At 70.0% G+C, this 24,537-nt stretch carries 25 protein-coding genes; 16 read left to right on the forward strand and 9 right to left on the reverse strand.

Annotation, left to right across the window (positions count from 1 at the left end; translation table 11 throughout):
* Positions 1 to 20: 20 nt before the first annotated feature.
* The 4 genes from ACMW4R_RS17775 to ACMW4R_RS17790 form a co-directional block, all read right to left on the reverse strand.
* Positions 21 to 524: a 4'-phosphopantetheinyl transferase superfamily protein gene (locus ACMW4R_RS17775; RefSeq protein ID WP_058628405.1), complete on the reverse strand. Its 504-nt coding sequence runs from the start codon at positions 522 to 524 to the stop codon at positions 21 to 23.
* On the reverse strand, positions 521 to 1,459 hold the full coding sequence (locus tag ACMW4R_RS17780; RefSeq protein WP_058628406.1) for an NUDIX hydrolase: 939 nt from the start codon (positions 1,457 to 1,459) through the stop codon (positions 521 to 523). The genes ACMW4R_RS17775 and ACMW4R_RS17780 overlap by 4 nt, the downstream gene beginning before the upstream one ends.
* Positions 1,456 to 3,624 carry an RNA degradosome polyphosphate kinase gene (locus ACMW4R_RS17785; protein ID WP_418300561.1) on the reverse strand — a complete coding sequence of 723 codons (2,169 nt, stop codon included), beginning with the start codon at positions 3,622 to 3,624 and terminating at the stop codon, positions 1,456 to 1,458. Before ACMW4R_RS17785 ends, ACMW4R_RS17780 begins: the two co-directional genes overlap by 4 nt.
* Before the next feature lie 113 nt (positions 3,625 to 3,737).
* A complete protein-coding gene (locus ACMW4R_RS17790; protein ID WP_058597422.1) occupies positions 3,738 to 4,430 on the reverse strand; it encodes a winged helix-turn-helix transcriptional regulator in 693 nt (230 codons plus the stop codon).
* Positions 4,431 to 4,548: 118 nt separating this feature from the next.
* Between ACMW4R_RS17790 and ACMW4R_RS17795 the strand changes: the two genes are divergently transcribed.
* From ACMW4R_RS17795 to ACMW4R_RS17810, 4 genes are all read left to right on the forward strand, one after another.
* Positions 4,549 to 4,839 (forward strand): hypothetical protein, encoded by a 291-nt coding sequence (locus tag ACMW4R_RS17795; protein WP_058626108.1) that lies wholly within the window; start codon positions 4,549 to 4,551, stop codon positions 4,837 to 4,839.
* Between the two features lie 133 nt (positions 4,840 to 4,972).
* Positions 4,973 to 5,572, forward strand: coding sequence for an FABP family protein (locus tag ACMW4R_RS17800; RefSeq protein ID WP_058597424.1), 600 nt, complete (start codon positions 4,973 to 4,975; stop codon positions 5,570 to 5,572).
* A 2-nt stretch (positions 5,573 to 5,574) separates the two neighbouring features.
* The gene (locus ACMW4R_RS17805; protein WP_058628407.1) at positions 5,575 to 6,663 is read left to right on the forward strand and encodes a YgfZ/GcvT domain-containing protein; all 1,089 of its coding nucleotides are present in this window, start codon (positions 5,575 to 5,577) and stop codon (positions 6,661 to 6,663) included.
* Complete coding sequence (locus ACMW4R_RS17810; RefSeq protein WP_418300562.1) at positions 6,660 to 7,772, forward strand: FUSC family protein; 1,113 nt, start codon at positions 6,660 to 6,662, stop codon at positions 7,770 to 7,772. The genes ACMW4R_RS17805 and ACMW4R_RS17810 overlap by 4 nt, the downstream gene beginning before the upstream one ends.
* 17 nt (positions 7,773 to 7,789) lie before the next feature.
* Here the strand turns inward: ACMW4R_RS17810 and ACMW4R_RS17815 are convergent, their stop codons facing one another.
* Complete coding sequence (locus ACMW4R_RS17815; protein ID WP_058628408.1) at positions 7,790 to 8,587, reverse strand: class I SAM-dependent methyltransferase; 798 nt, start codon at positions 8,585 to 8,587, stop codon at positions 7,790 to 7,792.
* 66 nt (positions 8,588 to 8,653) lie between these two features.
* Between ACMW4R_RS17815 and ACMW4R_RS17820 the strand changes: the two genes are divergently transcribed.
* A complete protein-coding gene (locus ACMW4R_RS17820) occupies positions 8,654 to 9,400 on the forward strand; it encodes a phosphoglyceromutase (protein ID WP_058597427.1) in 747 nt (248 codons plus the stop codon).
* Positions 9,401 to 9,460: 60 nt separating this feature from the next.
* On the opposite strand, the gene phoU is transcribed toward ACMW4R_RS17820, so the two are convergent.
* On the reverse strand, positions 9,461 to 10,144 hold the full coding sequence (gene phoU, locus ACMW4R_RS17825; protein WP_058597428.1) for a phosphate signaling complex protein PhoU: 684 nt from the start codon (positions 10,142 to 10,144) through the stop codon (positions 9,461 to 9,463).
* A 169-nt stretch (positions 10,145 to 10,313) separates the two neighbouring features.
* Here phoU and ACMW4R_RS17830 point away from each other — a divergent pair, with 169 nt between their 5' ends.
* Together ACMW4R_RS17830 and ACMW4R_RS17835 are read left to right on the forward strand one after the other, a co-directional pair.
* Positions 10,314 to 11,528 (forward strand): sensor histidine kinase, encoded by a 1,215-nt coding sequence (locus ACMW4R_RS17830; protein ID WP_058597429.1) that lies wholly within the window; start codon positions 10,314 to 10,316, stop codon positions 11,526 to 11,528.
* A complete protein-coding gene (locus tag ACMW4R_RS17835) occupies positions 11,525 to 12,208 on the forward strand; it encodes a response regulator transcription factor (protein ID WP_058597430.1) in 684 nt (227 codons plus the stop codon). The genes ACMW4R_RS17830 and ACMW4R_RS17835 overlap by 4 nt, the downstream gene beginning before the upstream one ends.
* A 53-nt stretch (positions 12,209 to 12,261) precedes the next feature.
* Here ACMW4R_RS17835 and ACMW4R_RS17840 read toward each other — a convergent pair whose 3' ends face one another.
* On the reverse strand, positions 12,262 to 12,828 hold the full coding sequence (locus ACMW4R_RS17840; RefSeq protein WP_418300563.1) for a DNA modification methylase: 567 nt from the start codon (positions 12,826 to 12,828) through the stop codon (positions 12,262 to 12,264).
* Between the two features lie 203 nt (positions 12,829 to 13,031).
* Between ACMW4R_RS17840 and ACMW4R_RS17845 the strand changes: the two genes are divergently transcribed.
* The gene (locus ACMW4R_RS17845; protein ID WP_013585821.1) at positions 13,032 to 13,514 is read left to right on the forward strand and encodes a CarD family transcriptional regulator; all 483 of its coding nucleotides are present in this window, start codon (positions 13,032 to 13,034) and stop codon (positions 13,512 to 13,514) included.
* A gap of 61 nt (positions 13,515 to 13,575) precedes the next feature.
* Positions 13,576 to 14,766, forward strand: coding sequence for a 2-C-methyl-D-erythritol 4-phosphate cytidylyltransferase (ispD, locus tag ACMW4R_RS17850; RefSeq protein WP_418300564.1), 1,191 nt, complete (start codon positions 13,576 to 13,578; stop codon positions 14,764 to 14,766).
* Here the strand turns inward: ispD and ACMW4R_RS17855 are convergent.
* Together ACMW4R_RS17855 and ACMW4R_RS17860 are read right to left on the reverse strand one after the other, a co-directional pair.
* Positions 14,763 to 15,224 (reverse strand): GNAT family N-acetyltransferase, encoded by a 462-nt coding sequence (locus ACMW4R_RS17855; RefSeq protein ID WP_058597432.1) that lies wholly within the window; start codon positions 15,222 to 15,224, stop codon positions 14,763 to 14,765. The two genes, ispD and ACMW4R_RS17855, sit on opposite strands and share 4 nt — an antisense overlap.
* A 9-nt stretch (positions 15,225 to 15,233) precedes the next feature.
* A complete protein-coding gene (locus tag ACMW4R_RS17860) occupies positions 15,234 to 16,055 on the reverse strand; it encodes an IclR family transcriptional regulator (RefSeq protein WP_418300565.1) in 822 nt (273 codons plus the stop codon).
* 86 nt (positions 16,056 to 16,141) lie between these two features.
* Here ACMW4R_RS17860 and ACMW4R_RS17865 point away from each other — a divergent pair, with 86 nt between their 5' ends.
* The 7 genes from ACMW4R_RS17865 (at position 16,142) to rlmB (ending at position 24,537) form a co-directional block, all read left to right on the forward strand.
* Positions 16,142 to 17,695, forward strand: a complete 1,554-nt coding sequence (locus tag ACMW4R_RS17865) for a bifunctional 3-(3-hydroxy-phenyl)propionate/3-hydroxycinnamic acid hydroxylase (RefSeq protein ID WP_418300566.1) — start codon at positions 16,142 to 16,144, stop codon at positions 17,693 to 17,695.
* Entirely contained in the window at positions 17,692 to 18,687 is a 996-nt protein-coding gene (locus ACMW4R_RS17870) for an amidohydrolase family protein (protein WP_418300567.1), read from the forward strand. Before ACMW4R_RS17865 ends, ACMW4R_RS17870 begins: the two co-directional genes overlap by 4 nt.
* A gap of 7 nt (positions 18,688 to 18,694) precedes the next feature.
* Positions 18,695 to 19,768: a maleylacetate reductase gene (locus ACMW4R_RS17875; protein WP_418300568.1), complete on the forward strand. Its 1,074-nt coding sequence runs from the start codon at positions 18,695 to 18,697 to the stop codon at positions 19,766 to 19,768.
* Complete coding sequence (locus ACMW4R_RS17880) at positions 19,765 to 20,676, forward strand: dioxygenase (protein WP_418300569.1); 912 nt, start codon at positions 19,765 to 19,767, stop codon at positions 20,674 to 20,676. Before ACMW4R_RS17875 ends, ACMW4R_RS17880 begins: the two co-directional genes overlap by 4 nt.
* Before the next feature lie 58 nt (positions 20,677 to 20,734).
* Positions 20,735 to 22,039: an MFS transporter gene (locus ACMW4R_RS17885; RefSeq protein WP_418300570.1), complete on the forward strand. Its 1,305-nt coding sequence runs from the start codon at positions 20,735 to 20,737 to the stop codon at positions 22,037 to 22,039.
* Between the two features lie 106 nt (positions 22,040 to 22,145).
* The gene (gene cysS, locus ACMW4R_RS17890) at positions 22,146 to 23,546 is read left to right on the forward strand and encodes a cysteine--tRNA ligase (protein ID WP_418300571.1); all 1,401 of its coding nucleotides are present in this window, start codon (positions 22,146 to 22,148) and stop codon (positions 23,544 to 23,546) included.
* Positions 23,539 to 24,537, forward strand: a complete 999-nt coding sequence (gene rlmB, locus ACMW4R_RS17895) for a 23S rRNA (guanosine(2251)-2'-O)-methyltransferase RlmB (protein WP_058614805.1) — start codon at positions 23,539 to 23,541, stop codon at positions 24,535 to 24,537. The genes cysS and rlmB overlap by 8 nt, the downstream gene beginning before the upstream one ends.

The raw sequence follows: 24,537 nt of genomic DNA on the forward strand, positions 1-24,537 counted from the left end.
CTCCTCCTGTCACGCGTCGCTCACGGATGACGGGTGAGCACCGCGACGGCGACCACGACCCCCTCGGGCCCCTCGACGTCGTACCCGTCGAACGCCGGGCCGTCGTCGATCGCGCCGCTCCACGTGCCGTCGTCACGCGCGTCGATCCGCACGCGCGCCGGATCGACCTCGAGCCCCCGCCCGTCGGCCTTCACCACCGCCTCGAGCCGCGCCCACGCCCACGCATCCGCGCCCGGCATCACGCGGTCCAGGCCGGACGCGTCGGCGGGCACGGCGTCGAGCCCTACGCGCCCCTCGCCCTCGAGCGTCGCGACCACCGCCCAGCCCCCGGCGTAGGAGACGGATGCCGCTGCCTCCACGCCCGAGACGCGCAGGCGCCCGTGGTCGCCACCGCACCGCGCACAGCGCGACGAGAGCCGCGCTCCGGGCAGGAGTTCGCTCACCAGCGCCCGCGACACCGACCGACGCGCCACCCCGCCGGCGATCTCGCGCCACGCGACGCGGACGCCGTCGGGGAGGCTCACACCGGTGGCTCGTGCGTCTCGATGGCGACGATGCCCGCACCCGGGTGATGGACGGGGATGTGCACCACCGAGAACCCGCCGGTCTCGAGCGCCGACGAACTGCCGAGGTAGGAGCCGCGCATCGTGCCGGTCGCGAGCGCCAGCTCGTGCATGATGGCCGGCAGCACCGGCCCGTGGCTCGAGATCACAACGGGCTTTCGTGCCCGCACCCGTTCGCCGACGACCCTCCGGACGTCGGCGCGACCCTCTTCCCAGGCGTCCTGACTGATGTCGGCCGTCAGCTGGATCTTCAGCGCCAGTGCCTGCGACAGCGGGGTCACGGTGCGCACGCAGCGCTCGGCGGGGCTCGACACGATCCGGCGCACCCCGAACGCGAGCAGGGGGCCGACGATGGCGTTCGCCTGCTTTCGTCCGCGCGGGGCGAGGGGGCGCTCGGCATCCGGGCCGTCCCACTCCTCGCGCGGGCGGGCCTTGCCGTGTCGGAGCGCGATGATCGGGAAGGTCGGCAGGGCCTTCTCATCGACGAGCCGGATGAACTCGTCGAGGATCTCGAGGTCGACCGGGTAGCTCAGGTTCTTCCGGGCCTTCTTGAGGCTCATCCACTCGATGGCGGCGACCTCTTTGTTCGGCACGAAGGTCGACGTGCGTACCGCGGCATCCGACGCCTCGGCGGCCCAGTAGTGCACGATCTTCGTCCGCGAACTCGGCATCCGATACCGAGAGACACCGACGGGCACCCCGAGGGCGACACGGATGCCGGTCTCTTCGCGGATCTCGCGCACGGCGGTCTCGGCGAGCGTTTCGCCGGGGTCGACCTTTCCCTTGGGCAGCGTGACGTCGCGGTACTTCGTACGGTGGATCAGCAGGACCCGCAGCTTGCCCTCGACCTCGCGCCAGACCACGCCTCCAGCCGCGTAGACGGCGGTTTCACTCACCGTGCCGCCCGCGCGCGCCGCTTGCGCTGCACGCGTGCCATCGTGTGCTCCTGCAGATCGATGAGGGGCGCGCCCTCCGCGTCGACGCTGTGCCGGACCCACTCGCCGTCGGCGTTCAGGTGCCACGACATGGTGCCGTCGTCCATCGCGAGGTCGAACAGGGTCGACAGCTCCTGCAGCTGGCTCGGGTCGACGACCCGCACGAGCGCCTCGACACGACGGTCGAGGTTGCGGTGCATCATGTCGGCGCTGCCGATGTAGATCTGCTCGTCGCCGTCGTTCGCGAACGAGAAGATGCGCGAGTGCTCGAGGTAGCGGCCGAGGATCGAGCGCACCGTAATGTTCTCGCTCATCCCCGGAACCCCGGGCTTGATCGAGCAGATGCCGCGCACCCAGACCTCGACGGGAACTCCCGCTTGGCTCGCACGGTAGAGCGCATCGATGATCTCTTCGTCGACCATCGAGTTGACCTTGATCCGCACGCGAGCGGGCTTGCCCTCGAGGGCGTTGCGGCGCTCCTTGTCGATGTGGCGGAGCAGGCCCTTGCGCAGGTGGAGCGGCGCGACGAGGAGGCGCTTGAACTTCTTCTCGATCGCGTACCCGCTCAGCTCGTTGAACAGGCGGGTGAGGTCGCGCCCGACCTGATCGTCGATCGTGAACAGACCGAAGTCCTCGTAGATGCGGCTCGTCTTGGGGTTGTAGTTTCCCGTCCCGACGTGGCTGTAGTGGCGCAGGCGCCCCTCTTCCTCGCGGATCACGAGCGCGAGCTTGCAGTGCGTCTTGAGTCCGACGAGGCCGTAGACGACGTGCACGCCGGCCTTCTCGAGCTTGCGCGCCCAGACGATGTTGTTGGCCTCGTCGAAGCGCGCCTTCACCTCGACGAGGGCGAGCACCTGCTTGCCCGCCTCGGCGGCGTCGATCAGGGCCTGCACGATCGGGCTGTCGCCCGAGGTGCGGTAGAGCGTCTGCTTGATCGCGAGGACGTGCGGGTCGCGCGCCGCCTGCTCGAGGAAGGCCTGCACGCTCGTCGCGAACGACTCGTAGGGGTGGTGCACGAGGACATCCGCCTTGCGGATCGCCCCGAACAGGTCGGCGCGCCCGTTCTGCTCCGGCGGTTGGAACGCCAGTGCGGTCTTGGGAACGTGCGGCGGGTAGTGGAGGTCGGGCCGGTCGATGCGCGAGAGGTCGAACAGCCCGCGCAGGTCGAGCGTGCCGGGGAGGCGGTAGACCTCCTGCTCGGTGATGTCGAGCTCGCTCAGAAGGAGCGAGCGCGTGACGTCGTCCATGTCCTCGGTGATCTCGAGGCGGATGGGCGGGCCGAAGCGACGGCGGAGGAGTTCGGCCTCGAGGGCCTGGATGAGGTTCTCGGTCTCGTCTTCCTCGATCGTCATGTCTTCGTTGCGCGTGAGCCGGAACGCGTGATGATCGAGCACCTCCATGCCCGGGAACAGGTCGCCGAGGTGGTTGGAGATCAGCTCCTCGAGAGGGAGGTACCGCACGCCCGGACCCTCGCCGGGGACCTCGACGAACCGCGGCAGCATCGGTGGCACCTTCAGGCGCGCGAACTCCTGGCGACCGGTCCGCGCGTTGCGGATGCGGATCGCGAGGTTCAGCGACAGTCCCGAGATGTAGGGGAAGGGGTGCGCGGGGTCGACCGCGAGCGGCATGAGGACGGGGAAGACGTTGTGCTGGAAGTACTCCGTCAACCGCTCGGCGGTGGGCGCGTCGAGCGAGTCCCACGTGACGACCTCGATACCCGCCTCGGCGAGGGCGGGCCGGACCTTCTCGGTCCACGCCGCCGCGTGGCGGAGCTGGAGACGGTGCGCTTCGGCCGAGATGTCGGCGAGGACGTCGAGGGGAGCGCGACCGACGTTGGTCGGGACGGCGAGCCCGGTGATGATGCGACGCTTCAGACCGGCGACGCGCACCATGAAGAACTCGTCGAGGTTGCTCGCGAAGATCGCGAGGAAGTTCGCGCGTTCCAGGACGGGGACCGTCGGGTCTTCGGCGAGTTCGAGCACGCGCTGGTTGAAGGCGAGCCAGCTGATCTCACGATCGAGGTACCGGTGGTCGGGCAGCTGGTCGTCCGCGGCCTCGATCGCCTCGTCGAAGTCGTCGTCGTCCGCGTCGCCGAGGCCCGCGTCGAGAGCGTCGTGTTCCATCATCCCCACATCATTGCAGGGGTCGGTGACACGGGAGTGAACACGCGGTACGCGCGCCGCACGCGCGGGTGGTCAGAGGCGGAAACTCAGAAGTGGAAACTCGGGCCGCGGGTGGCTCACGCGGGAGCGGATGCCACGGGCGGCTGGTCGTCTTCGTACACGTTGAAGCGGTAGCCGACGTTGCGCACCGTGCCGATGAGCTGTTCGAGGTCGCCTAGCTTGGCGCGCAGGCGCCGCACGTGGACGTCGACCGTGCGGGTACCGCCGAAGTAGTCGTAGCCCCACACCTCGCTGAGCAGCTGCTCGCGCGTGAAGACGCGCGAGGGATGCGTGGCGAAGAAGTGAAGGAGCTGGAACTCCTTGTAGGTGAGGTCGAGCGGCTTGCCGTGGACCTTGGCCGAGTAGGACGACTCGTCGATCGTGATGCCGGAGGTCTGGATGCGCGTCGACACCTGATCGGCGCTGCGCCGCCCCATGGCCAGGCGGATGCGAGCGTCGATCTCGGCCGGACCCGCGCCCACCAGTACGACGTCGTCGACGCCCCAGTCGGTCGAGACCGCGGTGAGACCGCCCTCGGTGATGACGAGGATCAACGGGGCTTCGATGCCCGTCGTCGTGAGGATCTTGCACAGCGACTTCGCGCCGACGAGGTCGAAACGCGCGTCGACGAAGACGATGTCGGCGCTCGGGGCATTCACCAGCTGAGCCGGCTCGGCGGGGATCTGGCGCACCCGGTGGCTCAGAAGTTCGAGCGCAGGCAGAACGGCACCACCGCCGGGGGCGGAGCTGAGAACGAGAAGTTGAGCCACGCGGTCCTCCCAGTGCGGGCTGCCGCACACCCGCCCATCTTAGGGTGAGGCACGCCACCACGCCGCACGCCGCCGTCCGGGGCGTGCGTCACGCCGCGGTCTGAGCAATGATGGGGGCATGTCGACGCCCGACCTCGTACCGCGCCGCACCTACGGTGGCGTGATCGCCGTGTGGGTCCTGGCCGTCATCGCGGGGGTGGCGATCGGCATCCTGGTGCCGGCTCCGTGGCGGGCGCAGTGGGTCACCGTGGCCCTCGGGGTGTGCGTGGTCGCCGCCTTCGCCATCCAGCTCTGGTACGGCCGGTCGCAGGCGTTCATCCAGCGCATGGCCGCGAGCGTCCTGGGCGCTCTCGTCGTTCTCGGACTCATCACGGCCGGCTTCGGTCTGGCGGCCATCGTTCCCCGCTAGAGTTGAGGCATGAATCTCCTCGCGCTCGAACTGTTCTTCGTGGGACTTCTGGGCCTGGCGTCGCTGGCGATCGCCTTCGTCTCCGGCACGGTCATCTGGAACCTCTTCCGCGGCCAGCGCTGATCGGCATCTCGTGATCGAGATTCCGACGGACCTTCCCGCCGACCTCGTCCCCCTCTCGTGGCTCCTCGGCGTCTGGGAGGGCACCGGGGTCATCGACTACGAGGCGGACGGTCGTTCCTACTCGGGCGAGTTCGCGCACCGCGTGAGCTTCAGCCACGACGGCGGGGACTTCCTGAACTACTCCGCGGACGCGTGGCTCCTCGCCGGGGAGGAGCGGCGCCCCCTCGTCTCCGAGATCGGCTACTGGCGCGTCGCGCGCCCCTCCGGCGGCGCTGACGCCGGTCCGGCGCTGCTCCCGCCGACCGAGTCCGCGGTCGTCCGCACGGCCGACGACGTCGAGAAGCTCCGCAACGACGACGGCGGGTTCGACCTCGAGGTGAGCCTCGTGCATTCGGACGGCGTCCTCGAGCTGTATGTCGGACAGGTCAAGGGCCCGCGCATCGACCTCGCCACCGACGCCGTCGTGCGCACGGCCGGCGCGAAGCCGTACACCGCCGCGACCCGTCTGTACGGGCTCGTCGACAACCACCTGCTCTGGGCGTGGGACATCGCCGCTCTCGGGCGCGAGCTGGGCTCGCACGCCTCGGCGCGTCTCGCGCGGGCGGAGTGACGATGGCGACGCTCGCGGACGTCCCCGGCGCCGTGGTCGACGATCGCGGTCTGCGTCACGTCGGTTCCCCGGTCGCGGAGCAGCGACGCCTGGCATCCGGGTCCGCTCTCGCCCCGCTCGGCGACCGTGGTGTCATCTCGGTCGGTGGTGAGGACCGCCGCAGCTGGCTGGATTCGCTCTCTTCGCAGGCGCTGACGCACCTGGCGCCGGGCGTGTCGACCGAGATGCTCATCCTCGATCCCCAGGGACGCGTCGAGCACGCCGCTTCCGTCGTCGACGACGGAGAGACCTCGTGGCTCATCGTCGACAGGGCCGACGTCGAGGCGCTCGCCGGGTGGCTCACGCGCATGCGGTTCCGCCTGCGGGTCGAGGTGAAGGACCGCTCCGACGACCTGTTCGTCGTAGGCGGTACACGCGACGCGGTCTCGGCGCTGTCGGCGGTCGCGCCGGTGTGGGTCGACCCGTGGCCCGACGTGTCGCCCGGAGGATGGGCGTACGCGCGTGTCGAGCCGCACCCCGGCTCCGAGCGTGACTGGGCGGAAGCGATCCTGGATGCCGCCGAGTTCGACCGCGTGATCGATTCCGCCGTACGCGGAGAGGTCGCGCTCGCAGGCCTCGACGCCGTCGAAGCGCTGCGCGTGGCCGCGTGGCGCCCGCGCGTCGGTGTCGATGCCGACGAGCGCCTGCTGCCGCACGAGATGGACTGGTTGCGCACCGCGGTTCACCTGTCGAAGGGCTGCTACCGCGGTCAGGAGACCGTGGCGAAGGTCCACAACCTCGGTCACCCGCCCCGGCGCGTGGTCGCCCTGCAGCTCGACGGCAGCGACAACGTGCTTCCGCAACGGGGCGACGAGGTCCGCGCGGGTGACGCGGTGATCGGGGCCATCACCTCGGTCGCCGTCCACCACGAAGAGGGACCGATCGCGCTCGCGCTGATCAAGCGCACCGCGCCGGAGGGTGTGCCGCTCGTCGTCGAGACCGCCGACGGTCCGCTCGCGGCCGCGCAGGAGACCGTCGTGCCCGCTGATGCGGGTGCCACGGCCTCGATCCCGCGGCTCCCGCGCCTCGGTCGTCGTCGCGCCGCGGAATGACCGGGGACGACGCGTCGACCACCACCGTCGGGGTGGCGGTCGCGCGGCCCGGATGGCGCACGGCCCTCACGCGCCGGAGTGTCCGGGTGCGCGAGTCGCTTCCGGCGATCGCGCAGATCGTCGTCGCGGCCACGGCCGCCTACTGCTTCGCGCATTTCGTGCTCGGACACTCCGTCCCCCTCCTCGCCGCCACCGTGACGGTGTCGAGCCTGGGGCTCGTGCGCGACGCCCGCCCGTGGCGCGTGGCCGAGACCGTCGCCGGGATGCTCGTCGGCATCCTGATCGCCGAACTCGTGCTCCTGATCGCGGGCGCAGGGTGGTGGCAGATCGCGGTCGCGATGACCGTCACGCTCATCGCCGCGCGCTTCCTCTCCCCGCAACCCGGCTTCGCCCTCGCGGCGGTCGTGCAGTCGCTCATCGCGCTCGTCCTCGTCTCGGGGGTGCCGTTCCTCCGACTCGTCGACGGGGCCGTCGGGGGAGTGGCGGCCCTCATCGTCACGGCCCTCATCCCGCGCACCCTGCGCCGCACCGAGCTGCGTGACGCCGACGAGCTTTTCGACGCGCTCGATGTGGCGATGAACACCATCGTGCGCGCGCTTCGCCGGGGTGACAGAGCCCGTGCCGAACGCGGGCTCGAGCGCGCGCGCTCGCTGCAGACCTATGTCGACGCGTGGAGCGGCTCGCTCGAGTCCGGTCAAGAGGTCGCCCGGATCTCCCCGTTCCTCCGACGGCAGCGCACCGAGCTGCAGCGTCACGCCCGCGTGCGTGAAGCCCTCGACCTCGCGACCCGCAACCTCCGCGTGGTCGCTCGCCGCGCCGCCTACCTGTGCGCCGACGGACAAGCACGTCCGGTTCCCGCCGACCTCCTCGCGGAACTGGCGCGCGGTGCGGCTCTGGTGCGGGACAGCCTCGACGACATCTCGCTCGAGCCGGCTGCCCGATCGGCCGTGGTCGCGGTGATCCGCCGCCTCGATCCGGCGGCGCTGCTCCCCGGTGGCGGGGTCGGCGAGCTCAACCTGGTGGCCGCGATGCGTCCGTTGGCCGTCGATCTCCTGGTCGCGGCGGGGATGCCGTCGGCCGAGGCGCGGGCCCTGCTCCCGCGCATCTGAGAGCGTCGCGGCGCGCGTCAGCGCGGAGCCACCGCGTCCCAGGCCACACCGACTTCGCCGAGCCGCCAGCGCTCGCGGCGCACGAGCGGCCATCCGGCGTCGGCGAGGGCGTGCATCGCCGTCCGCCACCGATGCACCGGCCCGAAGGGCGCGACCGCGGCCGCCCGCGTCCACTCCCGATCGACGGATGCCACGAACTCGTGCACGCGCTCCCCGGGGACGTTGCGGTGGATCAGAGCCTTGGGTAGACGCTCGGCGGCGATCGAGGGCACGTCCAGCCCGGCGAGGCGGAGCGAGATCGTGAGGCTCCGGGGCTCGGCATCCGCCCCGACCTCGATCCACGTCGCGACGCGACCGATCTCGTCGCACGTGCCCTCGACGAGGATGCCGTCGGGCTGGAGTCGCGCGCACATGAGGGCCCACGCATCGGCGACGTCGCCCTCGTCGTACTGCCGCAGCACGTTCATCGCGCGGACGACGGCGGGACGCTCGCCGCGGGGCAGGGGGATCTCGAAGCCGCCGCGCGCGAAGCGCACGCCGTCGATGCCCCGCGCCTCGGCACGGGCGCGTTCCACGCGCTCCGGGTCGATCTCGAGACCGACGACGCGCGCGTCCGGGCGCTCGCGCCGGAGACGCGACAGCATCTCGACGGGCGTGACCGAACTCGCGCCGAACCCCAGATCGACCACGAGCGGATCCTCGGTGCGACGGAGCACGGGATGCCGAGCGATCCACCGATCGATCCGGCGGAGGCGGTTGGTCCCGGTCGTGCCGCGGGTCGGGCGGCCGACGGGGGAGGAAGTCACTCCCGACATGATGCCAGGCTCGGCTCGGGAGCAGGCTCCGCTCGGGAGCAGTCCGCGCGTCGATAGCATGGAGTCATGCCTCACACGCTGATCCTCCTCCGCCACGGGCAGAGCGAGTGGAACAAGACCAACCAGTTCACCGGCTGGGTCGACGTGCGACTCACCGACCAGGGCAAGGCCGAGGCGAAGCGCGGCGGCGAGCTGCTCGCCGAGTCCGGCACCCTGCCCGACGTGCTGCACACCTCGGTGCTCAGCCGCGCGATCCAGACGGCGAACATCGCCCTCGACGCGGCCGATCGCCTGTGGATCCCCGTGAAGCGCTCCTGGCGCCTCAACGAGCGTCACTACGGCGCGCTGCAGGGCAAGGACAAGGCGCAGACTTTGGAGGAGTTCGGCAACGAGCAGTTCATGCTCTGGCGTCGCTCGTTCGACGTTCCGCCGCCGCCCCTGCCCGCCGACGACCAGTACAGCCAGGTCGGCGACCCGCGCTACGCGGGCATCGACGGCGAGGTGCCCGACACCGAGTCGCTGAAGATCGTGATCGACCGCATGCTGCCTTACTGGCACAGCGACATCGTCCCCGACCTGCAGGCAGGCAAGACGGTCCTCGTCACCGCGCACGGCAACTCGCTGCGCGGTCTCGTCAAGCACCTCGAGGGCATCAGCGACGCCGACATCGCCGAGCTCAACATCCCCACCGGCATCCCGCTCGTCTACCAGCTCGACGACGACATGAAGCCGCTCGGCCCGGGCCAGTACCTCGACCCCGAGGCGGCCGCCGCGGGCGCCGCGGCCGTGGCTGCGCAGGGCAACAAGCACTGACACCGCGACGAAGAAGGGGGTGGATGCCGATCGGCATCCACCCCCTTCTCGTTTTGCCGCTCAGATCACGGGGTGAGGCTCGTGCTCGATCTCGTCGTCGGCGCCGGCCCAGTCGCCGGTCGCGAGGTAGACCACCTTCTTGGCGACCGACACCGCGTGGTCGGCGAAGCGCTCGTGGTAACGGCTCGCGAGGGTGGCGTCGACCGTCGCGGTGGCCTCGCCCTTCCACGAGTCGCCCAGGACCTTCTCGAAGACGCTGACGTGCAGCTCGTCGATGTCGTCGTCGGCGTCGCGGATCGCCTCGGCGATGCGCAGGTCCTGAGTACGCAGCAGCTCGGCGAGCTTGCGCGCGACCTCGACGTCGAGTTCACCCATGCGGGTGAACGTCGTCTTGAGGCCCTTCGGGATCGCGCGCTCGGGGAAGCGCGATCGCGCCAGCTGAGCGATGTGCTCGGCCATGTCGCCCATGCGCTCGAGCGAGGCGCTCACCCGGAGCGCCGTGACGACGATCCGCAGGTCGCGCGCGACGGGCTGTTGACGCGCGAGGATCTCGATCGCGAGCTCATCGAGCTCGACGGCCTTCTCGTCGATGATCGCGTCGGCCTCGATGACCTCTTCGGCGAGCGAGACGTCGCTGGTGCCGAACGCGCGTGTGGCGCGGTCGATCGCGACCGTCACCAGGTCGGCGATCTCGACCAGGCGGGCCTGAACGTCCTCGAGGGACTGGTGGAATACTTCGCGCATCGCGGTACCTTCCGTCGGCGGCACGGCACATGTGCGTTCCGCTACCTCCGGGGATTGTTTCCAGCGAAGATGAACGAATGGTGCCGTGACAGTGAATAGTAACGTTCGGCTTCGGCATCCCGTGCCTGAACGGCCGGTGACGCCGTGACCACGCCTTTACGCTGGGGGCATGGAACCACCGCAGCTCTCGCTGCTCGCGCTCCTCGTGGGACTCCTGCTCGGGGGCGGCATCGTCGGCCTCGTGGTCGGAGCCCTGCGAGCACGCGATCGTTCGTTGGCGCAGACCGCCGTCGATCTGCCCGAGGGCGTCGAGGCGATGCTCGGGGCGATGGACGACCCCGCCTTCGTCTGCGACATGTCGTCGACGGTTCTCGCGCTCTCATCGACCGCGGGCGTCTTCGGTCTGGTCGCCGGAGAGGTGATCGCCAGCGACGAACTGCGTCGCGTCGCGCGGGCGGCGCGTGACACGGGAGCGTCGGTCAGCGAGAACCTGCGGTTGCGCCGAGGCGCCGCGCCGGCAGAACCGCGCCTGGTCGCGGTGCGCGCGACTCCCATCTCGCCGCGACTGGTCCTCCTGGTGCTGCGTGACATCACCGAACGCGAGCGCGTCGAAGAGATGCGTCGCGACTTCGTGGCGAACACCAGCCACGAGCTTAAGACTCCCGTGGGGGCGGTGAGCCTGCTGGCCGAGGCGATCGAATCCGCGGCCGAGGATCCGGAACAGGTGCGGTACTTCTCATCGCGGCTGCAGGCGGAGGTGACGCGGTTGGCCGGCCTGGTGAACCGCATCCTGAGCCTGTCTCGTCTGCAGGCATCCGACGAACTGCGCGACGTGCGGGACGTCTCGATCGACGAGGTCGTCACCTCGGCGGTCGAGGCCTACGCGATCGCCGCGGACTCGGCCCAGGTGACGGTCGTGCGCGGGGGGACCAAAGGGCTGTGGGTGCGCGGCGAGCCGCAGATCCTCACCGAGGCGCTGGGCAACCTCGTCGCGAACGCGATCGCGTATTCGCCCGGCGGCTCCAAGGTGGGCGTCGGGGTGAAGCTCGACGGCACGGTCGTCGAGATCGCCGTCACCGACCGCGGGATCGGCATCCCCGAAGCCGATCAGCACCGCGTATTCGAGCGCTTCTACCGGGCCGACCAGGCGCGATCCCGCCGCACAGGTGGAACCGGGCTCGGTCTGTCGATCGTCAAGCACGCCGTCCAGCGCCACGGAGGCGAGGTGCGACTGTGGTCGCGCCCCGACCGCGGCTCGACGTTCACCATCCGACTGCCGATGTCCGAGGCGCCCGACCTCGAGCAACCCCGCCCCAAGTCGGGACGCAAGGGCCGCAAGGCCGCTGCTGCACGTCCCGCCCCCATGAACGGAGACACCGTATGACCCGCGTTCTGATCGTCGAGGACGAGCCGGACCTCGCCGACCCGCTGGCCTATCTGCTGCGGCGGGAGGGGTACGAGGTCGAGATCGCCGAGGACGGCGCTCTCGCCCTGACGGCGTTCCACGACCGCGGTGCCGACATCGTGCTGCTCGACCTGATGCTGCCCGGCATGCCGGGCACCGAGGTCTGCCGACAGATCCGGCTGTCGTCGCACGTGCCGATCATCATGCTGACGGCCAAGGACTCCGAGGTCGATATCGTCGTGGGGCTCGAGCTCGGTGCCGACGACTACGTGACGAAGCCCTACTCGACGCGGGAGTTGCTGGCCCGCATGCGCGCCGTCCTGCGACGTCGGACCCCGGATGACGCCGACCTCGACGACCGGATCCTCAGCGGAGGACGCGTCACCCTGGACATCGATCGACACACCGTGGCGGTGGATGGAGCGGAGATCAACATGCCCCTGAAGGAGTTCGAGCTGCTCGAGGTCCTCATGCGCAACGCCGGCCGCGTGCTGACTCGCGGTCAGCTCATCGACCGGGTCTGGGGCACCGACTACTTCGGCGACACCAAGACGCTCGACGTTCACATCAAGCGCATCCGCTCGCGCATCGAGCAGAGCCCGAGCGAGCCGACGATGCTCGTCACCGTCCGAGGGCTCGGCTACCGATTCGAGGCCTGAGGCGGGAATGACGAAGGCGCCGACGGGAATCCGTCGGCGCCTTCATCATTCCGTCAGGAGGACGGCGTGGGGCTCGGTGTCGCGCTGGGCATCGGCGTCGCGCTGGGCGTCGGGGTCTTCCAGGCGGTGGCCTGCGGGGTGGGCGCGAGAGTGCTCAGGTACTGCAGCGCGCCGTCGAGGACGGGGACCTGCATGAGCGCCCCTTCGCCGTCGCCGGACTGGAAGTAGACCGGGACGGTCGATCCGGGGACGGCCTCGATACCGTCGAGACGGAGCGGCTCCACACCATTCGTGAGGTCGCCCAGGCTGAGGGTGCTGCTGGCGGGGACCTTGACCGAGGCGCGAACGGCCGAGGAGCCCTCGCCGACCTCGAGGCGCAGCGTCTGCGGCTCGGTCGTGGAGTTGACGACGGCGGCGACGAAGTTGCCGACCTCGCCGCTCTCGTCGGCGACGATCAGAGCGTTGCGGACGTCGAGGGGGCCCGAAGCGGCGGGGACGTTGACTCCGTCAGAGGCGGAGTAGTCGATCGTCGTCGCCTGGGGCGCAAGGATGTTGCAACCCGTCGTGCCCAGCACGACGGCGGCACCTACGGCGATGGACGCGATCAGGCGCGATTTCACGGATCCTCCCAGGACGACAGACGGCACACCTTCATCCTACGGGGTCGGCGCACCGCGGTCGGTTCGGGTGCGAACGCGGTACCCCTTCGCGCGTCGCGTCGCACGCGCGAGGGGGCGCGCGGAGCGGAAGCGGGTCAGGAGGGCGGAACCTTAGCGTATGAGTGCCTGTGGTATCCTGGATGTTGCCGAAAGGACATAACTCCATGCTTTTTGAGGTTGGCGAGACCGTCGTTTACCCGCACCATGGCGCGGCCACGATCATCGAGGTCAAAGAACGCGTCATCAAGGGCGAGACGAAGAAGTATCTGAAGCTGAACGTCACGCAAGGCGACCTCGTGATCGAGGTCCCGGCTGACAACGTCGACCTGGTCGGCGTTCGCGACGTCATCGGTAAAGAGGGTCTCGATCGCGTCTTCGACGTGCTGCGCGCACCGTTCACCGAAGAGCCCACCAACTGGTCTCGGCGCTACAAGGCGAACCTCGAGAAGTTGGCCTCGGGCGACGTCATCAAGGTGAGCGAGGTCGTCCGCGACCTGTGGCGCCGCGACCAGGACCGCGGGCTCTCCGCGGGCGAGAAGCGCATGCTGGCGAAGGCTCGTCAGATCCTCGTGTCCGAGCTGGCTCTGGCCGAGAAGACCGACGAAGACCGCGCGAGCGTCGTGCTCGACGAGGTCCTCGCGTCCTGAGACGTTCCATCGCCCGTCGTTCCTTCCGAGCGGCGGGCGATGCCCGCGCTAGCGTAGGGGAGTGATCCCCTCGCCTTCCCCGCGTCTCGCGGTCATCGTCGTCGCCGCCGGCTCCGGCACCCGTCTCCAGGGGGGAGCGCCGAAGGCCTTCGTGCCTCTCGATCGCGACTCGATCCTGCGTCACTCCCTCCGGGGGGTTCTGGCGGCACCGCGTGCTCAGGTCGTGGTCGTCGTGCCCGACGGGTTTCAGGATGCCGCCCGCGCCGACGTGCAGGCCGTGTCCGGCGATCACGGAGACGGTGATGGTGGAGACGCCGTCCGCGTCGTCGTGGGCGGTCGTACCCGGCAGGAATCCGTGGCCGCGGGCCTCTCGGCGCTCGATGCGGACGTGGACCTCGTGCTCGTGCACGACGCCGCGCGCGCGCTGACCCCGGTCTCGGTGTTCGAACGCGTGATCGACGCGCTCGAGGGTGGCGCACCGGCCGTCATCCCGGCCGTCCCCGTCGTCGACACGATCAAGCGCGTCGATGAGAACGGGGTCATTCTCGCCGCGGTGGATCGTTCCGAGCTCGCCGCCGCCCAGACGCCCCAGGGCTTCCGACGCGACGTGCTCGAGGCAGCGGTCGCGTCAGCCGACGCCGACCACACCGACGACGCCGCCCTCGTCGCGGCTGCCGGCCATGACGTCGTGACGGTCGCGGGCCACGCGGACTCCTTCAAGATCACCACCGCCCCCGATCTCGACCGCGCGCGAGCTCTCGTCGCGTCGCGACGCCCGGCCGCGCCGCGCATCGGTATCGGGACCGACGTCCACGGCTTCGGCGGCGAGGGAACGCTCTGGCTTGCTGGTCTCGAGTGGCCCGGCGAGCAGGCGCTGTCCGGGCACTCCGACGGTGACGCCGTCGCTCACGCGATCGTCGACGCTCTGCTGTCGGCCGCGGGCCTCGGCGATATCGGCACCCACTTCGGCACCGATCGGCCCGAGTTCTCGGGTGCGCACGCCGAGGCCTTCCTCTCGCACACGGTGCGGCTGATCGAAGACGCCGGCTGGCGCGTCGGGAATGTCTCCGTCCAGGTGCAGGCCAACCGCCCGCGTTTCGCCGCGCGCCGGGTCGAGGCGGAGGATGTGCTCTCACGCGCTCTCGGCGGGGCGCCGGTCTCGGTCAGCGCCACCACGACCGACGGGCTCGGCTTCACCGGACGCACCGAGGGAGTCGCCGCCTTCGCGACCGCGCTGGTGCTTCCGCTCTAGACCTCGCGCGTCATGAAGGTCGACAGCGGGTCGGGTCGGTAGTCGCCGAAGGGCGGGCACTCGACGAAGCCCTCGCTCGCGTAGAGGCCGCGCGCGGCCGCGAAGTCGTCGCCGCTGCCGGTCTCGAGCCACAGGCTCCGGATGCCACGCGCCCGCGCCTCAGCCACGATGTGGCGCAAGATCGCGCGGCCGATGCCCTTCCCGAGGAACGCGTCGGTCACGCGCATGGACTTCAGTTCTCCCTCCTCGGCGCCGAACGGCGACAGGGCGCCGATGCCGGCGAGTTCTCCGTCGACCCATGCTGACCACAGCAGTGCTTCCTTGCCCATGAGCGCGTCAGCATCCAGGGCGTGGCAGCTCTCAGGCGGAGTGTTCGCGAGCATCCCGGCGACATGTGCCGTCACCAGCTCTCGCGTCGGTGTGCCGGAGAGGTCGTCGAGGCGGATGTCGAGGTCCATGCTGCGAGGTTAGCCGCGGCGTGTGACGGGAATGTGTCCGTCGGTGGTGGCGCCCAGCGCCGCGGTGATCTCCGCCGTGGTGACGTGCAGTTCGCGTTCGATGGCGGCCACCGCTTCGTCGTCGGCCAGGCGCGCCGGCAGAGCGACGGAGACGGCGAGGGGCAGCGACCCTTCGGCGAAGACCGGGGCGGCCACGGCGGCGAGTCCCGCCATGACGCTGCCCGAGGTCACGGACGCGCGTCGCTCACGGACGGTCGCGCGAATGCGCTCGGCGTGTGCCATGGCCGCGACGGCGCTCTCGCCGGCGGAGGCCGCGTCGACGATCGCCGACCGGGTCATGGCCTCGGGGAGGTAGGCGAGGAACACCTGGCCCACCGAGGAGTCCAGGAGCGGCAGCGTCGAGCCGATGCGGATGTTCATGGGCAGCGCGTGTTCGCCGTACTCCCAGTGCACGAGCACCGGCCCATTGTCTCCCCAGACGGCGAGGTTGACCGAGTGCGTGGTGCGGTCGCGGAGGGAGGGGAGGTACTCGGTTGCCAGGGCGACCTCGTCGACGCGGCGCAGGGCTTCGATGCCGACGCGTCGCGCGGCCGGGCCGAAGTCGTACAGGCCGGTGCGTTGGGACTGCGACACGAGCCCCGAGCGGATGAGGCTCACCAGGTACCGGTGCACCTTGCTCGTGCTCATCCCGCATGCCTGCGCCAGTTGCGAGAGAGTGCGGGGGCCGCGACCTTCTTCCAGCGCTCGCACCACCTGCATCGCGAGCTCGACGGACTGGATCCCCTGACGCTGCGGGGCTGCGTCGTCGTCGGCGTCGATCGGGTCGGACATCTTCCGATCGTAGCGGGGGACGTGGTACCGTCAGCTTCACTATGGTGAACGCGTTCACGATAGTGAAACGGTTCGAAGGAGATCCGATGACGATGAACGATGTGGTGATCGTGGGGTGCGGTCCGACGGGCATGACGCTGGCTGCGCTGCTCGGACAGCAGGGCCGGACGGTCACTGTGCTGGAGCGGTACGAGAGCCTCTACAACCTTCCGCGTGCTGCAGCGTTCGACGACGAGACGATGCGGACGTTCCAGAAGCTGGGCGTCGCCGAGAAGATGCTGCCCGGGACGAACGTGCAGTCGGGCTACGTCTGGACCAACGCCGCAGGCGAGGTCCTGCTCGACATCGAGTACGACAACCCGGGTCGCAGCGGCTGGCCTGCGCAATACATGATGTACCAGCCTCACGTGGAGAAGACCCTCGTCGAACTCCTCGCGTCGATGCCGAACGTCGAGATCGTGCGCGGTGCGACCGTCACCGCGATCCGCGACGCCGACGACCACGTCGAGGTCGCGGCGGTCCGCGGCGACGGATCGTCGCTTCAGGTCGCGGGGCGGTTCGTCGTCGGCGCCGACGGCGGCAACGGCTTCGTCCGATCGCACATCGGATCGACCTGGGACGACTACGGGTTCTTCGAGAACTGGCTCGTGTGCGACTTCGCCCTGCACGGGGAGGTGGAGACGCTGCCGACCTTCCGGCAGGTGTGCGACCCCGACGGGCCGATCGCCATCGTCAACATCGGTCCCGGGCACCACCGCTTCTCGTTCCGTCTGGAGCCCGGTCAGACTCGCGAGGAGGTCACCGAACCCGGCTTCGTGTGGGCAAAGGTCGCGGCCTACCTCCAGCCGCACCACGCCGAGCTCATCCGGACCGCGAACTACACGTTCATGTCGCTCATCGCGCACAGCTGGCGCGCGGGCCGCGTGTTCCTGGCCGGCGATGCCGCGCACCAGATGCCCCCGTTCCTCGCGCAGGGCATGGTCTCCGGCATCCGGGACGCTCGAAACCTCGCGTTCAAGCTCGGGATGGTCATCGACGGAGCGCCCGACGAGCTGCTCGACACCTATCAGGCCGAGCGTGAGCCGCACGTGCGTTTCATCACCGAGCGCGCCGTGGAACTCGGACGCGTGCAGACCGAACGTGACCCTCTCCGAGCGGCCGAGCGTGATCGACGGATGCTCGCGGCCCGGCAGGCCAACCAGAAGCCGGACAAGCTGATCTACCCCGCGCTGCGCGGCGGGCTCATCGCGAGCGATGGGAGCCTGTTCCCGCAGGGACTGGTGTCGACGCCGGAGGGGACCGGGCTGTTCGACGACCTCGCCCCCGCCGACTGGCTCATCGTGGTGTCGGAGCCCGCGGCGCTGTCGGCGCTGGACGACGAGGTGCGCGCCGCTTTCGCGGCCGTCGGCGGCGAGGTCGCCGATTTCGCGATCACGTCCATGTTCCAACGTGCGCGGTTCTCCGACACGGGCGGCGTCTACACCCGCTACTTCCGAGGCAGCGGCCTGGTCGCCGCCGTCGTGCGACCCGATCGCTACACCTACGGTGTGGCATCCACCCCTGAGGAACTGCGCTCGCTGCTCGCCACTCTGCTCAGCGCCGTCACCACCACCGAGAAGGAAGCAGTGCTCGCCCGATGAACGGAAAGATCGCTCTCGAGGAGCATTTCGCCATTCCCCAGACCCTGCAGGACTCGGCGGGCTTCGTGCCCGGCGACTACTGGAGGATCCTTCAGGACCGTCTGCTCGACATCCACGGGCAGCGTCTCGACCAGATGGACGCGCACGGCATCGAGACATGCGTGCTCTCCCTCAACGCTCCCGCGATCCAGGCGATCCCGCAGCGCGACCGCGCGGTGGAGTACGCGCGGATCGCCAACGACGTGCTCGCCGAAGAGGTCGCCAAGAGGCCCGATCGTTTCCGCGCGTTCGCGGCACTTCCTCTTCAGGATCCGGATGCCGCGACCGCGGAGCTACGTCGGTGCGTGGAGGAGCTCGGATTCGTCGGAGCCCTCGTGAATGGCTTCTCGCAGGACGAGCAGCACGGAGACGGACACGACCCGCTCTACTACGACCTTCCGCAGTACCGCGCGTTCTGGGCCGAGGTCGAGCGGCTCGACGTGCCGTTCTACCTCCACCCCCGCAATCCGCTCCCTCAGGACGCCCGGATCTACGACGGTCACCCGTGGCTGCTCGGGCCGACGTGGGGCTTCGCGCAGGAGACGGCCGTGCACGCACTCCGCCTCATGGCGAGTGGGCTCTTCGACGAGCACCCCGGCCTGAAGATCGTGATCGGGCACATGGGGGAGGGGATCCCCGCGATGCTCTACCGCATCGACCACCGCAACAAGTGGGTCGAGGCGCCGCACACCTATCCCGCGCAGCGGAAGTTCGTCGACTACTTCTCCGAGAACTTCTGGATCACCACGTCGGGCAACTTCCGCACGCAGAGCCTCATCGGTGCCGTCCTGGAGATCGGTGCCGACCGCATCCTGTTCGCCACGGACTGGCCGTTCGAGAACATCGATCATGCCGCGGAGTGGTTCGACACGGCATCCATCTCCGACGCCGACCGCCGCAAGATCGGCCGCACGAACGCGCTGAGCCTGTTCCGGCTCGGGGCGGGGGAGTGATCTCGAGATGGCGTTGAGTTTCGACCACCGCACTCTCGGGCAGAGGGTGCTGTTCGGCACGGATGCCGCCGCCGACAACGTCGCGACGGCGGTCGGGGATCTCGGTGGGCAGCGTGTGCTGCTGGTCGCCGACGCTGCCGCTCCGGAGGTCGTCGCCCGGATCCTCGAGCGCGTGCCCGTCGCCGCCCGGATCGACGAGGTCGTGCAGCACGTCCCGGTCGAGAACGCCGAGGCCGCCGTCCGGCTCGCGCGCGAGGTCGACGCCGACCTCGTCCTCACCGTCGGCGGCGGGTCGGCGACGGGCCTGGGGAAGGTCGTCGCCCGCGACACCGCGCTGCCGCTGGTGGCCGTCCCGACGACCTTCGCCGGCTCGGAGGCCACTGATGTGTGGGGTCAGACGGAGGACGGCCGCAAGGTCACCGGATCCGACCCTCGTGTGCTCCCGCGCGCGATCGTCTACGACGCGGCGCTGTCGCGTTCATTGCCGGCGGGCCTCGCCACCGCCAGCGGCATGAACGCTCTCGCGCACGCGGTCGACGGTTTCTGGGCTCCCCGGGCAGACCCGATCAACCGCGCACTCGGCACCGAGGGAATCCGTGCGCTCGTCCCCGGACTGCGTCGACTGTCCGCCGATCCCGATGATCTCGGGGCGCGCGAGCAGACTCTCTACGGTGCTTACCTCGCCGCCGTCGCGTTCGCTTCGGCCGGCAGCGGCATCCATCACAAGATCTGCCACACGCTCGGTGGCGCCTACAACCTCTCGCACGCCGAGATGCACGCGATCGTCCTGCCGTACGTCACGGCTTTCGTCGCCCCCGCGGCTCCCGATGCCGCCGGTCGTGTGTCGCAGGCGCTCGGCGGTGTGCCCGCGGGACCGGGGCTCCTGGCACTGCGCGCCGAGCTCGGCATCCCGGCCGGACTGCATGACCTGGGCATGCGCGAGGACGACGTCGCGGAGGCTGCGGAACTCGCGCTGCCGTCGATCCCGCCGAGCACCCCTCGCCCGGTGGGCCTGAATGACCTGACGACCCTCCTGCGCGCGGCGTGGGCGGGCGCACCCCTCGAGGAGGTGACGGCATGACCGTCGAGAGCGATGAGCAGACCGCCCGCGAAGACGCGCTGGTCGAGCGGGTTCGGGCCTCGTTCGCGGGCACCTCCGACGCGCGGCTGAAACTCCTCATGGAAGAGCTGGTCGACACCCTGCACGACTACGTGCGCCGGGTGCGACTCACGGAGCAGGAATGGAACGTCGCGATCGACTTCCTCACGCGTGTCGGCCGCATCACGAGTCCGACGCGACAGGAGTTCGTCCTCCTCTCCGACGTGCTGGGCGTGTCGATGCAGACCGTCACCGTCAACAACGAGGCGGTGGGGGATGCCACCGAAGCGACGGTCTTCGGACCGTTCTTCCTCAACGACTCACCGGAGATCCCGCTCGGGGGCGACCTCTCCGGGGGTGCGCCGGGCGAGCCGGCGTGGGTGGAGGGATCCGTGCGCGACGTCGAGGGAACGCCGATCCCCGGGGCTCGCATCGAAGTGTGGGAAGCGGACGAGGACGGGCTCTACGATGTCCAGCACGAGGAGTTCGAGGTGTACGGCCGTGCGCACCTGTTCAGCGACTCCGAGGGCGGCTATCGCTTCTGGGGTCTCTTCCCCACGCCGTATCCCATCCCCGACGACGGACCTGTGGGGGAGTTGCTGCGAGCGACCGGCCGCAGCCCCTACCGCGCGGCGCACCTGCACTTCCTCGTGACGGCTCCGGGGTACCGGACCCTGGTCACCCACATCTTCGTGCGCGGGGACGAGCTGTTGGACGCGGACTCCGTCTTCGGCGTCCGCGACAGTCTGGTCTACGACTGGTCGCATCACGCCGCCGACGAACCGACCCCCGACGGCCGCGACGTGGGCGGCCGGAACTGGGCCCGAACCCGCTTCGACATCGTGCTCGCCCCCGGTGAGGGGGTCGATCACACCACCCTCATGCGCTGACGACCCCCGCCCGCGCTTTTCGCAGTACCCGATGTTCTCTCAACGACGAGGAGCCACCATGACCACATCCACCGCCCGCGCGGCCGCGACACGAGCGTCGCGACCGCTTCTCAGCAGCGGCCGCGCCCTCGCGATCGCGACGCTGATCTGCACCCTCGAGGGCTTCGACCTCGCCGTCTGGGGTGCCTCCGTCCCACTCATCATGAAAGATCCGGGTTTCGGGCTCACCCTTCCCGCCGCGGGGCTCATCGGCGCGATCATCAGCGTCGGCATGCTCGTCGGAGCCGCCGTCGCGGGTGCGATCGTGCAACGCGTCGGGCAGGTGCGCCTGATCGGCGTGGCTGTCGGCCTGTTCACGGTCGGCATGCTCGTCTGCGCCGTCGCGGGCGAGCCGGTGCTCTTCGGCGTCGGACGCCTGGTCGTCGGCCTCGGCCTCGGTGTCGTCCTGCCGACGGTGAACGCGTACACCGCGGACATCAGCAAGCCGGGGCGCATCGGACGCAACATCGGCCTCACGATGGCCGGCTACGGTGTCGGGGCGCTGTGTGCGCCCCTCCTGGCCGCGCTTCTGCAACAGCAGAGCTACCGCTGGCTGTACCTCATCGGCGTCGTTCCGGCGCTCATCCTCCTGCCACTGCTGCGGCGGCTCCCCGAGAGCCCCGCGTTCCTCTGGCGCACCGGGCGCCGCGATGAGGCGCGGGAGCTGGCGACGGCCTTCGGCCTGCCCGACCCGAGCGCCCAGGTCGAAAGCCACCCGGGACGCTGGCTGGGTCTCGGGGCGCTCTTCGCCCGGGGCGTGGCACCCGCCACCGTGCTGTTCTGGATCGTGTCGTTCTGCGGTCTGCTGCTGGTGTTCGGCATCAGCGCGTGGCTGCCGACCATCCTCCAGGCCGCTGACTACGCCATCGGTAATGCGCTCTACCTCACGGCGGCGATGTGGCTCGGCGTGATCGTCGGTGTGATCGTGGGCGGACGGATCGCCGACATCATCGGGGCCAAGGCGATGGTCGTCATCGCGTTCCTCACCGGCACCCTCGGCCTCGTCCTGATGGCCTTCGCCCCGCCGCTCTGGCTGATGTACGTGCTCATGTTCATCAGCGGGTTCGGTTTCATCGGCTCGCAGATCATGAGCAACGCACTCATGGTCACCCGCTATCCGACGGAGCTGCGCGCCAACGGGATCGCCTGGGCCCTGTCGATCGGGCGCATCGGCGCGATCGTCGGTCCGCCGCTCGGGGCCGCGGTGCTCGCCGCGCAAGTCCCGGTGGAGTGGAACTTCTACGCCTTCGCAATCCCCGCCCTGGTCGGTGCCGTCGCCGCCCTCCTCGTGCCGCGGATCACGGCGAGCCGATCGAGCCGCTGATCGCCCTGGCCGACGCGTGCCGCGGGTGCCCTCCGGGGGCGCCCGCGGCACGCGTCGCGCGTCGGAGACTCGGGTCGCGGAGACAGGCGGCCGGTAGGCTGGGGCGGTGACTGTTCGGCTCTACGACACGAAGGCTCAGGCCCTGCGTGACTTCACGCCTCTCGACCCGTCGAACGTCACCCTCTACGTCTGCGGACCGACCGTTCAATCCGGTCCGCACATCGGGCACGTGCGCGCCGCTCTCGCCTTCGACCTCCTCCGCCGCTGGCTCGCTCACCGCTTCGGCCGGGTGACATTCGTCCGCAACGTCACCGACATCGACGACAAGATGCTCGCGAACGCCACCGACACCGAGCCGTGGTGGGCGCTCGCGTACCGGATGGAACTCGAGTTCTCCCGCGCGTACGCCGCCATCGGCATCCTCCCGCCGACCTACGAGCCGCGCGCGACGGCGTCGGTCACGCAGATGCAGGAACTGATCGCCGAGCTCATCGAGCGCGGTCACGCCTACGCCGCCGAGGGGGATGTCTACTTCGACGTGCGCTCCTGGCCGACCTACGGCGAGCTCACGCGTCAGAGCCTGGATGCCATGGAGCCCGCGTCCGACGCCGACCCCCGGGGAAAGCGCGACCCGCACGACTTCGCCCTGTGGAAGGGCGCGAAGCCGGGTGAGCCCGCGTCGGCGACGTGGGCATCGCCGTGGGGTGCGGGCCGGCCGGGCTGGCACATCGAGTGCTCCGCGATGTCGCGCCGGTACCTCGGCCCCGAGTTCGACATCCACGGCGGCGGACTCGATCTGCGTTTCCCCCATCACGAGAACGAGATCGCCCAGTCGACGGCGGCGGGCGACGCGTTCGCGCGCTACTGGGTGCACAACGGTCTCGTGACCGTCGACGGGCAGAAGATGTCGAAGTCGCTCGGCAACTTCACCCTCGCGTCCGACGTGCTCGACGCGCACGACCCGCTGGTGGTGCGATACGCGCTCGCCGCGGCGCACTACCGCTCCAACCTCGATCTGAGCGACGCATCGTGGGCTGAGGCCGAGGCTGCCCTCGGCCGGATCCGGACGTTCCTCGACCGGGCCCGACGAGTCGTTGAGCCCGGGTGGCCCGAGGGGAAGGAGGGGCTGCCCACCGAGTTCTCCGACGCCATGGACGACGACCTCTCGGTGCCCCGGGCCCTGGCGGCCATCCACTCGAGCATCCGGTCCGGAAATGCGCTGCTCGACGCCGGCAAGTACGATGAGGCGAAGCAGGATGTCATGGACGTCATGCAGATGACGCTCGTCCTGGGGATTAACCCTCACTCTTCTCAGTGGGGTGGCACCGGCGGGGGAGCGGAGACCGCCGCTCTGGACACCCTCGTCCAGACGATGATCACGCAGCGCGCGCAAGCGCGCGCGGACAAGGATTGGGCGGCCGCGGATCGCATCCGTGACGCGATCGCCGCCGCAGGAATCACGCTGGAGGACACTCCAGCCGGAACCCACTGGAGTATCGATGGCTAAGCCAGGACGCCCGGGCGCACGCAACCCCGGCAAGAAGAAGGGCCCCCTGAAGGGCACCGGCGGGCACTCCCGCAAGGCGCTCGAGGGCCGGGGTCCCACCCCCAAGGCCGAAGACCGCGCGTGGCACCCCGCCGGCAAGCGCAAGGCCGCCCAGGAGCGCTACGCCGCCGCCGGCGGCAAGGCCAAGCCCGCCGTCCGCGGCGTCGGCGGTAACGCGAACCGGAAGAGCCCCAAGGCGTCCGACGACACCGAGACCGTCACCGGCCGAAACTCGGTGCTCGAGGCACTGCGCGCCAAGATCCCCGCGACGGCGTTCTACATCGCACAGCGGGTCGAGATGGACGACCGCGTCAAAGAGATGCTGTCGATCGCGACGAACCGCGGTATCCCGGTGCTCGAGGTCACGCGGCCCGAACTCGATCGCATGGCCGGCTTCGACGGCGTCCACCAGGGTGTCGCCCTGAAGGTGCCGCCCTACACGTACGCGCACCCGCAAGACCTGCTCGAAGAGATCATCGATCGCGGCGAGGTCCCGCTGCTCGTCGCCCTCGACGGCGTCACCGACCCGCGCAACCTCGGGGCGATCATCCGCTCGACCGGCGCGTTCGGCGGCCAGGGGCTCATCCTTCCGCAGCGCCGTTCGGCGAGCGTCAACTCCGCGGCGTGGAAGACCAGTGCCGGAGCCGCGGCGCGCATCCCGGTGGCGCTCGCGGCCAACCTCACCGCGACGCTGAAAGAGTTCAAGAAGCAGGGCGTGTTCGTGCTCGGTCTCGCCGGTGACGGCGAGGTCTCGCTGCCCGCGCTCGAGCTCGCGGATCGTCCCGTGGTCATCGTCGTGGGCTCCGAGGGCAAGGGGCTCTCGCGCCTGGTGACCGAGACGTGCGACCAGGTCGTGTCGATCCCGATCTCCGCCGCAACCGAGTCGCTGAACGCCGGTATCGCGGCATCCGTGGCTCTGTACCAGGTGTCGACGCTTCGCGCCGCGCACTGA

The sequence above is a fragment of the Microbacterium sp. S1037 genome (genome assembly GCF_048381605.1).
In the GTDB taxonomy this organism is placed as follows: domain Bacteria; phylum Actinomycetota; class Actinomycetes; order Actinomycetales; family Microbacteriaceae; genus Microbacterium; species Microbacterium testaceum_B.

What these genes read in the sequence shown, in the direction of transcription:
- ACMW4R_RS17785 (WP_418300561.1), bottom strand. Translation starts at nt 3,624, where the DNA reads ATGATGGAACACGACGCTCTCGACGCGGGCCTCGGCGACGCGGACGAC.
- ACMW4R_RS17795 (WP_058626108.1), top strand. Translation starts at nt 4,549, where the DNA reads ATGTCGACGCCCGACCTCGTACCGCGCCGCACCTACGGTGGCGTGATC.
- ACMW4R_RS17805 (WP_058628407.1), top strand. Translation starts at nt 5,575, where the DNA reads ATGGCGACGCTCGCGGACGTCCCCGGCGCCGTGGTCGACGATCGCGGT.
- ACMW4R_RS17810 (WP_418300562.1), top strand. Translation starts at nt 6,660, where the DNA reads ATGACCGGGGACGACGCGTCGACCACCACCGTCGGGGTGGCGGTCGCG.
- ACMW4R_RS17815 (WP_058628408.1), bottom strand. Translation starts at nt 8,587, where the DNA reads ATGTCGGGAGTGACTTCCTCCCCCGTCGGCCGCCCGACCCGCGGCACG.
- ACMW4R_RS17820 (WP_058597427.1), top strand. Translation starts at nt 8,654, where the DNA reads ATGCCTCACACGCTGATCCTCCTCCGCCACGGGCAGAGCGAGTGGAAC.
- phoU (WP_058597428.1), bottom strand. Translation starts at nt 10,144, where the DNA reads ATGCGCGAAGTATTCCACCAGTCCCTCGAGGACGTTCAGGCCCGCCTG.
- ACMW4R_RS17830 (WP_058597429.1), top strand. Translation starts at nt 10,314, where the DNA reads ATGGAACCACCGCAGCTCTCGCTGCTCGCGCTCCTCGTGGGACTCCTG.
- ACMW4R_RS17835 (WP_058597430.1), top strand. Translation starts at nt 11,525, where the DNA reads ATGACCCGCGTTCTGATCGTCGAGGACGAGCCGGACCTCGCCGACCCG.
- ACMW4R_RS17845 (WP_013585821.1), top strand. Translation starts at nt 13,032, where the DNA reads ATGCTTTTTGAGGTTGGCGAGACCGTCGTTTACCCGCACCATGGCGCG.
- ACMW4R_RS17855 (WP_058597432.1), bottom strand. Translation starts at nt 15,224, where the DNA reads ATGGACCTCGACATCCGCCTCGACGACCTCTCCGGCACACCGACGCGA.
- ACMW4R_RS17860 (WP_418300565.1), bottom strand. Translation starts at nt 16,055, where the DNA reads ATGTCCGACCCGATCGACGCCGACGACGACGCAGCCCCGCAGCGTCAG.
- ACMW4R_RS17865 (WP_418300566.1), top strand. Translation starts at nt 16,142, where the DNA reads ATGACGATGAACGATGTGGTGATCGTGGGGTGCGGTCCGACGGGCATG.
- ACMW4R_RS17870 (WP_418300567.1), top strand. Translation starts at nt 17,692, where the DNA reads ATGAACGGAAAGATCGCTCTCGAGGAGCATTTCGCCATTCCCCAGACC.
- ACMW4R_RS17875 (WP_418300568.1), top strand. Translation starts at nt 18,695, where the DNA reads ATGGCGTTGAGTTTCGACCACCGCACTCTCGGGCAGAGGGTGCTGTTC.
- ACMW4R_RS17880 (WP_418300569.1), top strand. Translation starts at nt 19,765, where the DNA reads ATGACCGTCGAGAGCGATGAGCAGACCGCCCGCGAAGACGCGCTGGTC.
- ACMW4R_RS17885 (WP_418300570.1), top strand. Translation starts at nt 20,735, where the DNA reads ATGACCACATCCACCGCCCGCGCGGCCGCGACACGAGCGTCGCGACCG.
- rlmB (WP_058614805.1), top strand. Translation starts at nt 23,539, where the DNA reads ATGGCTAAGCCAGGACGCCCGGGCGCACGCAACCCCGGCAAGAAGAAG.